The organism is Corallococcus sp. CA047B (genome assembly GCF_003612065.1).
Lineage (GTDB): Bacteria > Myxococcota > Myxococcia > Myxococcales > Myxococcaceae > Corallococcus > Corallococcus praedator.
Map to the genome: position 1 here is coordinate 1 of NZ_RAWD01000298.1, position 11,676 is coordinate 11,676.

The following is an 11,676-nucleotide window of genomic DNA, read 5'->3' on the forward strand; positions in this document are numbered from 1 at the left end:
GGCGGAGGCAGCAGGGGCGCCACGCGCTGCCAGAAGGCGTCGGGGACGAGTTCACGGACCATGTCCCTCAAGCTGAGGATGCCCCTTGCCAACGGCCAGCCCAGCCCTGACTTTCGTTAGGTGCTGTAAGGCCGAATCCGGGTGCCGAATTCTCTCAGGCGTTGGACGACGGAGGCGGGATCGAGCAGCCCCTCGGGGTGGTAGAGCCCGGGCGCCACGGGAGGGCCGCCCGCGAGCCCGAGCAGGCGCTCCACCGCGAGCGCCACGCCCCGGGCGCTCAGGCCCGAGTGCACGTCCGCGTCGACGATTTCGTGGCGCACGCGCGCCGTCGTCCCATCCTCCCGCTCGCCGGTGATTTCGATGATGACCTCATGCGACACGCCCTGTCCGCTGGGGCGAAGCGCCGCTTCCCGCACCGCGAAGTCGAGCCGGACCGTCCTCGCCTCCGTCGCGGCGGCGAGGCTCACCACGTCGAGCAGCGGAGAGGCCCGTCCCCGCCACTGCGTTCCATCCACACCGACGAAGTCGCGGTTCACGTCCTCCCCCCGCGCCCAGACGAACCTGCCGTCCTTGAGCAGCAGGGGACTCGGCAGGTCCTTCGTGACGCGCTCCATGTCGCCGCTCGCGGCGGGCCCGCCCACGTCCTCCTCGTCGAAGACGGCGCCAATCTCAATGGCATCCACGCGTCGGAATGCCCGGGCGAAATGAAGCGTGGCCAGCGTCACCGTGCCGCCAAGGAAGTGCCCCAGCAGGAGTACGGGCGAGCGGGTGGGGTGCTGGATGTGCAGCGCCACCTCCGGCCCGATGTCGAACACGAAGTCGGAGAAGGAGACATAGGGCAGTCCCTTTTCCTGGGCGTACTTCATGGCGTGGAGGGTGTCGTCCTTCAGCAGCACGACCACCGCGCTGAAGGCCGCGGACTCGGGCAGGCCCAGGTCGCGCCGCTCCAGGTCGATGCGCACCGCCTCCGCACCGCCCAGCTCCCGGGCGAGTGCCTGGGCCCTGCCAACGTCTCGCACTCCCAGGGTGATGGGCAGCCCGGGTTGAAGCTTGCGAAGTGTCTTCGCGGCCCGGCTTCCAACGACGCCGGAGCCTCCGATGAGGAGGACAGGATGCTGCGTGTTCGAGGACATGACGGATGCGCTCCTCCGGTCCGCCGGACCGGGGCTGTGTCTACGGTGGGTAGGTTACGAACGGTAGGAATCCAGGTCGGCGGCAATGACAGACAGCGCGCAGGCAGGCAGGGCTACGAGCGGCGGATCCGGGTGCCGAACGCTTCCAGGCGCTGGACGAAGGAGGCCGGATCGAGGAGGACGTGGGGCAGGTAGAGCCCGGGCGCCACGGGCGGGCCGCCCGCGAGCCCGAGCAACCGCTCGACGGCGATGGAGACCCCGAGCGCGGTCACCGGTGCCTGGCCTTCGGGATGGACGAGCTCGTGGCGCACGCGCCCCCGCGTCCCATCCTGCTTCAGCCCGGACAGCTCGATGATGATCTCCGTCGAGAAGGGCCCGCCGCGCCGGCGCGTCGCCGATTCACCCACCACCATGTCGAACCGGATGGACCGGGCCTCGGTCGCGGCCGCGAGGCCCAGCACGTCGAAGGGCGAGTACACCTGTCCCTGCAACTGCGTCCCATCCACCGCGGTGAAGGTGCGCGTCGCGTCCGCTCCCCGGACCCAGCGCCACCTGCCGTCCTGGAGCAGCAGGGAGCTCGTCGCGACGTTCGTGAGGCGCTCGAAGTCGACGTAGGCCGCCGGGCCGCCCACGTCCTGCTCGTCGAGGACCACCGCGAACTCGATGGATTCGAGCGTCTTGAATTCCCGGGCGAAGTGGAGGGCGGGCAGCATCGCCGCTCCGGCCAGCCAGGTGCTGTCCATGAAGATGGGCGCGCTCGCGGGTTGGTGGATGTAGTGCGCCACCTCGGGTCCCATCTCGAACACGCCGTTGGAGATGCTGACGTACGGAATTCCCTTCGCCTGGGCGTACTTCATGGAGTTGAGGGTGTCGTCCTTCAGGAACACGACGACGGCGCTGTAGGCCCTCCCGTCGGGCTGGCCCAGGTCCCTCCGCTCCAGATCGACCCGCACCGCGTCCGCGCCGCCGACCTCCTTCGCGACGGCGTCGGCCCGGGCCAGGTCTCGCCCGCCAATCGTCAGGGGCAGGCTCGGATGGAGGCGGCGAAGCGTCTTCGCGGTCTGGGAGCCGACGAGGCCGGAGCCTCCAATGATGAGGACAGGGCGCTGCGGATTCGTGGACATGACGGATGAGCTCCTCTGCCTGGCGGGGCAGGGTGGGTGCGGCTTCAGGCTTCGCTACGATTAGTAAGTTACCAATGGTAGGTTCGCCATGTTTTCTTGGAGGAGGCCCCCCGAGGGGATTACGAAATGGCACCCGCCATGAGTGAGACCCCCGCCAGGAAGTTGCCGAAGGCGCAGCGACGCGAGCAGCTGCTCGACATCGCGCAGACCATCGTCCGAGAGGAGGGGACCGACGCGTTGACGCTCGGCTACGTGGCCGAGCGGGCTGGCGTCAGCAAGCCCATCGCCTACGAGCACTTCAAGACGCGGTCGGGGTTGTTGATTGCCCTCTACGAGCAGATCGACGCCCAGCAGGTCCAGGCGCTCCTGGAGGCGCTCAAGCGCACGCGGAAGCGGCTGGAAGACGTCGCCCGGGTGATGAGCGCCGCCTACATGCACTGCTACACGTCGGCCGGCCCGGAGTGGCATGCCATCACCGCGGCGATGAAAGGCGACGAGGAGATGGAGGCCTTCCATCGCGAGCTGCTCGACAGCTACGTGGCCATCTACCGTGAGACGCTCGCGCCCTACTCGAACCTGGAGAGGGACGCGCTGCACCTGCGCTGCGTTGGCATCATCGGCGCGGCGGAGGCCATCTCCCGCGACATGCTCCGGGGCCTCGTCGACGAAGCCACGGCCGCGGAGACCCTGGCCTCGCTCATCGTCAGTTGGCTCTCAAGGAAGGCATAGGTACTGGCGCCCCGGGGCCCCCGCCCACATGCGGGAACCCCGAGGCCCGGGTGCCTACTTCCGCAGCTTGAACAGCAACACGTCGGAGCGCCGGGCCTGCGGCGTGTACCAGATGCCGTCCAGCTCGAGCGCCTGCGTCAGGGTGCCCGCGGCCACCAGGCCCTCCGGCGAGGATGCGAGGCTGAAGCCATACATGAACATGGGCCCCAGCACCCGGACCCACTTGGACTCCAGGGCGGGACCGAAGGCCGCCAGGGTCGGCTGGGGCACCGTGTCCGGCAGCCCCCCGACTTCGCCCAGTCCGACGAGGCTCCCCGCGCCGTCCTGGACCGTCACGATGTTCCCGGCCCCGTCCACCACCATGTCCGCGAACCCGTCGTGCGCGAACTGACGCAGGGCCGCGTCCCCGCCCGCCGCGGTGAGCACGCCCACGAGCGCATCCCGGGGACCGTCATACTCGTCCGGCTCGCGGCTGACGTAGCTCTGTCCGGCGAACGACAGGTATCCGTTGTAGTTCCCGGTGAAGGCGATGCGCTGATCAGGCAGCACGGCCACGGAGATCACGTCGCTGCGCGGAGCGCTCAACACCCGCGCCCAGCCGAAGACCCCGCCCACGCCATACCGGGCGACGAAGCCTCCGCGCGCGGCGACCACACCGCCACCGAAGTCGGTGTTGCCTCCCGCCTCGCCGCCCACGATGACGTTCTCACCGGCATCCACGGCGACGCTGCTCGCCTGGGTGCCCGTCAGGGACGTCGTGGCCAGCACGCGCGACCAGAGGTGCACGCCGTCCCACTGGAGCTTCAGCACGTAGGAGTTCGGGTACGTGTCGTCGTAGGGGAACGGCTTGCCCGAGTACACCGGCCCGGTGCCGAAGTCCGTGTAGCCCCAGAACGTGCCGACGAGCACCGCGCTGCCGTGCGCATCCGTGGCCAGGTCGAGCACATCCATGGGGTTGTCAAAGTGGTCCTCCGTGGTGTCGAACCAGGCCCGGAAGCCGCGCGTCCAGTCCACCGTGCCCGTGGGCGTGAGCTTCATCACCACGATGCCGGAGCCCTGGGGCAGCGGGCCCTTGCCCAGGTCCGGCGCCCCCGTGTAGCTGCCGGCCACCAGCACGTTGCCCACCGCGGTCACCACCACCTTCTCCAGGACCACTCCCGCCTGCAGGAAGGAGCGCGTCCACGCGACGCTCCCATCCGCCCGGTGCAGGGAGACGCTGTGGCCCGACGTGACGTGCTGGGGACCCGTGCTGGAAAACCGCGTGACGACCGCGAACCCGCCATCCGGCGCGGGCGCGACGTGGCGGGAGGACTCGGCCTCCGCGCCTCCGGCCTGCCGCACCCAGGCCGTGGTCCCCGAGGGCTTCGTGCCCCGGTACGAGCAGAACGGAGCGCTCTCATACGTGACGACCAGCCGGGGCGCGCCACCGAGGATGCCGTGCTCCTCCCCATCCGTGGACGTGAAGCCCACGCTGTTGGTGCTGTCCGGCAGCAGCGCGAACGCGTACGTCCCGGACGCCGTCACCACGTTCGTCACGTCCAGCTCCACCCACGCATCCCGCGCGACGGCCCCCAGGTCCACCAGCGGCTCGCCCTGTGGCGTCGGGCGGTGGTTCCAGTCCGTCGTCGCCCCGTCGAACGTCGTCGCCTGGTACAGCCGGGGCCCGTTGCCCGTGCCGTCCACGGCGTACAGGCGCAGCGCCACCCGCTGGATGCGCTCTGGCCGCAGCTGCACATCGAAGCGCAGGAAGGCCTCCTCGCGGGGATCCGCGTCCACCCGCAGCGCGGCGCGGTGCTGGAACTTCGTGTCCGGCTCGGCCGCCGCGGCATAGGTGTCGTGCAGCGCTGAGAGCGGATCCTCCATGTACTCCGTGCGGGTCAGGCACGCGTCCGTCGGAGCGGACTTCGACGCGCCCGTCCAGACCCTCAGCCGGGGACGCAGCGCGGCGTCCGCGCTCTCCCGCGAGTGGAACGTGATGCCGTCGCTCGACGTGGGATACAGCCCGAACGACACGTCCCCATTGCCACGCACCAGGTCCGTCACGTCGTAGTCCACCCAGCTCCCCGTCGCGAGCCCCTGCGCGTCATCCACCGCGCTGCCCGTGCGGGAGGGCCGCGAGCTCCACGTGACGCTCGACTCGTTCCAGGGCAGCCCCGTCAGCGCGTACACGGAAGGACCGTCATCCGAGCCCGAGCTCACATACAGGCGCAGCACCGCGCGCTGCACGGCCTCCGTCAGCCCCTGCACCGGGAAGCGCAGGTAGGCCTCCTGCACGGGCGCGCCGTCCACCTTGAACGTCGTGGCGCTGCCCTGGGTCGCGTTCGGAGTGTCCGCGGAGACGAAAGCATCGGCGCTCGCGGCGAAGGAGACCTGGGCGCCGGAGAGCGTGAGCGGCGCGGGAGGAGGCGGCGGGTTGTCCGAGCCGGACTCGACGGTGAGGACCAGCTGGGGCCGCAAGCCCACCTCGCTGTACTCACTGGACGCGAACGTGAGGCTGTCCGTGCCCTTCGCCGAAAGGAGGAAGTCGACGTTGTAGTAGCGGCTGGGGATGTACATGCCCGACACGTCGAGCTCCACCCACGTCCCGCTGCTCACGGCCCCCGACGTCGAGGTGAGCCAGGAGCTGCTCCAGTCCGGCCGGGTGTTCCACGTCACGTCCTCGTTCCAGGTGTGCACGCCCGTCGAGTCATGTACGGCGACGCCCTCGGCGGCGTTGTTCATCGCGAACAGGCGCAGCCGCGCGGACGTCACCGTCCCGGGAGCGGGGAGCTCCGCCCCGGAGAACCGGAGGTACATCTGCGCCTCGGGGGTTCGCGAGACCTTCAAGGTGGAGGAAGAACCGAACCGCGTGGTCGGGGACGCGGCCTCCACATGCGCGTCCGCCGTGGGCGTCAGGACGACCGTCCGCGTCGTCAGTTCCGCGCGCTCCGTCCCGACGGTCTCCGCCCCTGTCTCGGGTGAATTCTCTTCCACCGTCAGTGGCGCTCCGCACCCACCCAGGGTTGCGAGCACCACACCCATTCCCCACAACGCCACTGCTCCTGTCATCCGTCTCACGCTGACTCTCCTTCAAGGACCGCGAAGGAAGGCCTGAGCAACAGGCGCGCCAGACCGGAGGGCAGGGTCCGCCCCGGGTTGCAGGGCGAGCAACACGGCGGCCCCACAGGCCCCGCGATTAAGCGCAATTAAATGCATTTAATTCGCGCGCGGGCAGGGGAGTCATTCATTGTGCCGGCGCTAAATAATGCAGCCGTCGCTGGAAACTCTCGTGGTGGATATCGGATGATGTTGTGCGGGCCCTGGGGGGCTCATGAGGGGGAGATTCATGTCTCGGATTGGAAGCAACCCGTTCACGTTTTTCACGCCGCCGTCGACCGCGGGGGGCACGCGCAGCGCGCCCACGCAGTATCCGCCGGGCACGAAGATCGGGCCGCAGCCCCGCCCCAATGTCGTGCGCGATACCTTCGAGAGCGTGGTGAACGGCGACGCGATGCGGCGGTTGCAGGGGCTGGCGAAGCTGATGGACGTGGCCGCGAAGGGGCCCTTCGCGGCGCGTGAGCCGCATGGGGGGCCTCCGCCGCTGACCCAGGCGGAGGGCGTTGGCGACCTGACTTTTGGCAAGAAGGACACGGAGGAGGGGGGCCCCGTCACGCGCCTGCAGAAGTTCCTGGAAGGGACGGGCCACCTGGTGATGGGGAATGCGCCCTATGGCAACTTCGGGGGGATGACGCAGGCCGCGCTCAACGCCTACCAGGTGGATGAGGGCATCAGCCCCGCCGACGGCAAGATGAGCCCGGCCACGCTGGAGGCCATGCAGCGACCGCAGCATCCGAGGACGGATGCCACGATGGGCGTCCTGGCGGAGGCGTACGCGCCACAGCTCGGACGGCCCATGGGACCGCTGGAGCCAGGGCGGGATGGCGCGAGGGTGCAGGAGTTCGAGCGTGGCAGCCTCACCCGCATGCCGGATGGCGAGGTGCGAGTGAAGGATTTGTCCGGCAAGGACCTCGTGCCGCCCACGCCTCCGAGCACCGTCACGACGTTGGAGGAGGCGAAGGCCTTCCACGTTGCCCAGTGGGGGGAGAAGGGCGCCACGGACTACAACGATGGCAGCGAGTACTACGGTGGCAACGACTGCGGACCGGCCTCGGTGGTCATCGCCGCGACGGCGGTGGGGGCGATGGAGCACCCGGACGCGGCCGGGGCGGGCGAGGCCATCGACGGCGTGCGTGACAGCATCTTCGGCGCGTCCAACGAGTCGGTCACGATGAAGATCGACAAGGTCACCAAGGGCGTGACGGAGGCGGGTGCCGTGGCCACGGTCTACGGCAGCGCGGACGTGACGGCGGAGTCACTGGATGGCGCGCTGACCCGCGGCCATCCCGTCATCCTGGGAGGCAATCCCTTCGGAGACGATGAACTCCACCAGGCCTGGGGCCCCGCGGCCGCCGCCGCTGGCAACTACCTGGAGGATGGGAACTTCGGCGGGCACTGGGTCACCGTGACGGGCAAGACGGCGGAGGGCAACTACATCGTCAATGATCCGCTCTGCCCCCGTGGGCCCATCGAGGTAACGCCGGAGCAGATGGCCGAGTACCTCAATGGCAACCTTGGGATGATCGAGGTGAGTCCCAAGCCCGTGCCGGTGCCCTGACGCGGCGCGAAGCGCCAGGGCCGAGCAGCCCTGGCGTCTCGCGGGAAAGTGGGCTCAGTAGGGCTTGCCGCCCTTCTCCATCACGAAGCCGGAAGGGGGCGCTGAAACCCCATTCACCGTCGTCCCTCCGTTGTGGATGCTGGGGAACACGGGCTGCATGCTCTGCGGGAACCCGAACGTGGGCTTCGTCAGCGCTTCGAGCCGACCGAGGTCCTCCGCCGTCAGCTTCACGTCGGTCGCCTTCACGTTGTCCTCGAGCTGCGCGAGCCGCCGCGCGCCGATGATCGTGGAGCCCACGCCCGGCTGCGCCATCACCCAGGCCAGCGCCACGCGGGCCGCGGTGCTCTGGTGCGCACGGGCAATGGCCTCGAGCGCATCGACGAGGGCGTAGGTCTTCTCGTTCAGGAACGGCTCGACGAAGAGCCCTCGGTCGGCCTTGAGCTGTCCCGCGTTCGCGCGCGTGTACTTGCCACTGAGCACACCGCTCTTGAGCGGCGACCAGGGCGTGATCCCCAGGCCGTGCTCCAGGGCCATCGGCACGAGCTCCTGCTCGACGGAGCGTTCAAGCAGCGAGTACTCAATCTGCAAGCCAATGAACGCCGACCAGCCCCGGAAGCGAGCGAGCATGTTGGCCTCGACGATCTTCCACGCTGGCGTGTCGGAGACGCCGAGGTACCGGACCTTGCCTGCCCGGACCAGGTCCTCAAGCGCGGCCATCGTCTCTTCAATGGGCGTGTGCTTGTCCCAGTTGTGCAGCCAGTAGAGGTCGATGTAGTCCGTCTGCAGGCGGCGGAGCGAGTTCTCGCATGCCGAGATGATGGACTTGCGGCCGGAGCCGCCCCCGTTCGGGTCCCCCGGGTAGAGGTTCCCGCTGAACTTCGTCGCGATCACCAGCCGCTCGCGCCGGGCGGCGTGGCGTCCGACGTGGTCCCCGATGATCTTCTCGGAATGGCTCTTCGTGTAGAAGTTCGCGGTGTCGATGAAATTGCCACCCAGGTCGATGAACCGGTCGATGATCCGCTCCGACTCCTCGACGCTCGTACCCCACCCGAGGTCTTCACCGAACGTCATCGCGCCGAGGCACAGCGGGCTCACGCGGAGGCCGGAGCGGCCGAGCGTCACATAGTGGTCGAGAGGCATGGGAGACTCCTGGGACGTGTTAGCGTTGAAGGCCGCTTGGTTCAGCCCTGAACCAATTTAATTTTGTACCAATTACCGCGCAAGGGAACATGTCGAAGATCGACCCGGCGAAGATCTGGTCGCTGAACTACCGCCTGCTGATGTCGGTGATCTCCAGCGTCGGCTCCGACGTCGCGGCGCTGGGGCTGGAGACGAAGGAGTTGTTCGTGCTCTCGGAGGTGGAGGAGCACCCCTATCCCGCGGAGCTGGCGGCGACGCTGAGCATGCCCAAGCCGACGGTGACGGTGTACGTGAAGCGGCTTGAGGCAGCGGGCTTCGTGCGTCGCGAAATCGACGCCACGGACCTGCGGCGGCACCGGCTGCAGCTCACGCCCGCCGGGCGCAAGGTGATGACGCGCGGCCTCGCGCTGCTGTCGGAGGCGTTCGGCGCGCGGCTCGGACGCCTGAGCGCGGCGCAGCAGGCGGAGCTCCGGGCCCTGCTTGAGAAGCTGAGCTGACGGCGCCCCACCGGAGTGGCTGAAGCGGGCGGGAGCCAGGGGTGAGCGCGCCAGGGCCCGATGCCCTACGCTGGGCGTGCCAGCCCATCAGGCAAGCTTCCCTCTCATCTTCCTGGGGATCGCAACCTTTCGGGCGTTTGCGCGATAATTCTGGGAAATCGAGAGGCATGGACCGCCTCTCCAAATACGCCTGTCTCCAGGCGTGGGGGCCCCAGCATGTCGACCATCCAGCGTGGCATTCCGAATCGCGTCGAGCCCCGCACTCCGGAGCGCGCTGACGCCCAGCCGGTCACGAAGCCGGCCGTGAGGGATAACGCGGTGCGTGCCGAGCTGGCGCGGGACGTCTTCCAGGCGACGCCGGGGACCCGGAGCGCGGTGAGCCTGGGGGCGGAGACGACGGTCGCGCGGGCCACCAGCACGACGGCGGTGGCCCCCACGGCGCTGACGGAGGCCGAGCAGAAGTCCGCCGAGCAGGCCATCGCGAACGCGTCCGACGGCCGGGACGCGAGCTACGTCTCCGACTGGCTGAAGAACAACCCGGATCCCGCCAAGCAGGCGGCGTTCATGGACCTGATGTTCAAGTTCGAAGGCGTCGCCGGCGCCATCCTGGACAACGTCCAGCGGCTGCCCGAAGCGGACCGCGCGCGCCTGTCTGGCGCGCTCGACAATGCCTACCGTTCCGGCGCGGTGACCCCCGGAGAGCTGCAGAAGGCCGTCGCGGCGGCCTACAGCGGGGCGCTGCCGGGAGCGACGCACGAGGGCCTGGCGGGAATCGTCGCGGGCACGGGCAACGCGGACCTCATCGAGACGTACGCCAAGAAGGAGATGGAGATCATCCGCGCGGACGGCGGGTATGATCAGCAGCGCAGCGCGGCCGTCGCCACGGCCCTCGCGGGCCTGCCGCCGGACCGGCTCCAGTCCTTCCTGGCCAATAACAAGGAGGGCATGGCGGACGTCCTCAAGAACATCAACGCGGACGTGGACGCGTCCTACTCGCCCGCGCTGGGCAAGCTGCTGGACGCGGCCGGCCGCATCAACCCGCCCACGGCGGAGTCGCTGAAGCTGTTCTCGGACTCCATCGGCAAGCTGGGGGAGAACCGCGAGTCGCGCGCCGCCGCCGCCCGCTTCTTCACCCAGCACGGTGACGCGGTCCTGGCCTCGATGCAGGACAAGTCCGGCTCCCTGAACCTGGACGGCCAGAAGAAGATGTCCGAGTTCTTCACCCGCACGCTCTTCTCGCCGCCGGAGTTCGAGGGCCAGGACGCGTTCCGCCAGGACGTCATGTCCCGGCTGCAGTCGATGAGCACCGACCTGGAGCAGCACGCCACCGAGAACCCGCCGTCGCAGGACTCCAAGCGCGCCGCCCGGCTCATGGGCGGCCTGGTGGGAGCGCTGGAAGGTGGCTTCCAGATCGCCGTGGAGGAGCTGAACAAGCGCAACGACGCGGTGAAGGGCATGGTGGACCTGCTCTTCTCCGCCAAGTCGTTCCTGCCCGACCTGCCCATCCCCGGCGCGGGCAAGCTCAAGGACCTGACCATCGATCAGCTCCAGAAGTGGGTGACGTCCAACCTGCAGGAGAAGGCCCAGAAGCCCGAGGACGCCATCCCGTTCCACGGCGCCTTCGGCGAGCAGATCTCCAACCCGGACCTGCGCACGGACTACGACGCCGCCCGGGACACTGCGTTCGTCAATCGCCAGCGCGGCCTGACCTGACGGCCCGGCGGGGGCTGGCGGACCTTGCCAGCCCCGCTTCCCGGTCCGTCATGGGCCTCGCCGCCCTGTCAGAACGGGGGACACTGGGAGACGCAGTACGCCCGGTTGGTGTCACAGGTGGACCTGGGGGTACCGCCCGGGCCATGGATGCACCCGTACCACTTCGCATCACAGGCATCGATGCATTCAAGGTGGATTCAACGGGTCGTCGCAACACTCGAAGCTGAGGAGTTGCGATGGGTGCGAAGAATCGTCGACGGGCTGCCCGAGCTGGACGCCCTCCCATGTCATCGCCCGGCCGTCCATCCGTAGGGCGGCGTGAGCACCGAGAACGCTTCTGGAGGGCAATCGCCCAGGGGCTGTCGAGCGAAGAGGCCGGCAGAGAGGCAGGTGTTTCACCGGTAGTGGGATACAGGTGGTTCCGCGAGGGTGGCGGCATGCCCTCAATCAAGCTGGCCCAGTTGTCGAGGCGGTACCTCTCGTTCGCCGAACGAGAAGAAGTCGCGATTCTCCACGCTCAGCGCCTCGGAGTTCGTGCGATTGCGCGTCGGCTTCAGCGTTCTGCCTCGACCATCTCGCGGGAGTTGCGCCGCAATGCCGCGACCCGTGGCGGTGGCTTGGAGTATCGAGCAACAACGGCCCAGTGGCATGCGGACCGACGCGCGAGGCGCCCGAAGGTCGCGAAG

9 protein-coding genes are annotated in these 11,676 nt (G+C 68.9%); 5 read left to right on the plus strand and 4 right to left on the minus strand.

The window, feature by feature from the left end; all coding sequences use genetic code 11:
• Nucleotides 1-116: 116 nt before the first annotated feature.
• Nucleotides 117-1,133 (minus strand): NAD(P)-dependent oxidoreductase, encoded by a 1,017-nt coding sequence (locus D7X74_RS32890; protein WP_120536963.1) that lies wholly within the window; start codon nt 1,131-1,133, stop codon nt 117-119.
• A gap of 113 nt (nt 1,134-1,246) precedes the next feature.
• The gene (locus D7X74_RS32895; protein WP_120536964.1) at nt 1,247-2,257 is read right to left on the minus strand and encodes an NAD(P)-dependent oxidoreductase; all 1,011 of its coding nucleotides are present in this window, start codon (nt 2,255-2,257) and stop codon (nt 1,247-1,249) included.
• A gap of 138 nt (nt 2,258-2,395) precedes the next feature.
• Here D7X74_RS32895 and D7X74_RS32900 point away from each other — a divergent pair, with 138 nt between their 5' ends.
• Nucleotides 2,396-2,986, plus strand: coding sequence for a TetR/AcrR family transcriptional regulator (locus D7X74_RS32900; RefSeq protein WP_120536965.1), 591 nt, complete (start codon nt 2,396-2,398; stop codon nt 2,984-2,986).
• Between the two features lie 54 nt (nt 2,987-3,040).
• Here D7X74_RS32900 and D7X74_RS32905 read toward each other — a convergent pair whose 3' ends face one another.
• Nucleotides 3,041-5,959 carry a DNRLRE domain-containing protein gene (locus D7X74_RS32905; RefSeq protein WP_233602359.1) on the minus strand — a complete coding sequence of 973 codons (2,919 nt, stop codon included), beginning with the start codon at nt 5,957-5,959 and terminating at the stop codon, nt 3,041-3,043.
• A 352-nt stretch (nt 5,960-6,311) separates the two neighbouring features.
• On the opposite strand from D7X74_RS32905, the gene D7X74_RS32910 reads away from it, so the two are divergent.
• Nucleotides 6,312-7,640, plus strand: coding sequence for a peptidoglycan-binding protein (locus D7X74_RS32910; RefSeq protein ID WP_158622331.1), 1,329 nt, complete (start codon nt 6,312-6,314; stop codon nt 7,638-7,640).
• A 54-nt stretch (nt 7,641-7,694) separates the two neighbouring features.
• Here D7X74_RS32910 and D7X74_RS32915 read toward each other — a convergent pair whose 3' ends face one another.
• A complete protein-coding gene (locus D7X74_RS32915) occupies nt 7,695-8,780 on the minus strand; it encodes an aldo/keto reductase (protein ID WP_120536968.1) in 1,086 nt (361 codons plus the stop codon).
• Between the two features lie 89 nt (nt 8,781-8,869).
• Here D7X74_RS32915 and D7X74_RS32920 point away from each other — a divergent pair, with 89 nt between their 5' ends.
• From D7X74_RS32920 to D7X74_RS44515, 3 genes are all read left to right on the plus strand, one after another.
• Nucleotides 8,870-9,277 (plus strand): MarR family winged helix-turn-helix transcriptional regulator, encoded by a 408-nt coding sequence (locus D7X74_RS32920; protein ID WP_199741947.1) that lies wholly within the window; start codon nt 8,870-8,872, stop codon nt 9,275-9,277.
• 303 nt (nt 9,278-9,580) lie between these two features.
• Nucleotides 9,581-10,990: a hypothetical protein gene (locus D7X74_RS32925; protein ID WP_233602360.1), complete on the plus strand. Its 1,410-nt coding sequence runs from the start codon at nt 9,581-9,583 to the stop codon at nt 10,988-10,990.
• A 236-nt stretch (nt 10,991-11,226) separates the two neighbouring features.
• Nucleotides 11,227-11,676 (plus strand): helix-turn-helix domain-containing protein (locus D7X74_RS44515; RefSeq protein ID WP_233602361.1); only part of this gene is annotated, 450 nt, incomplete at its 3' end.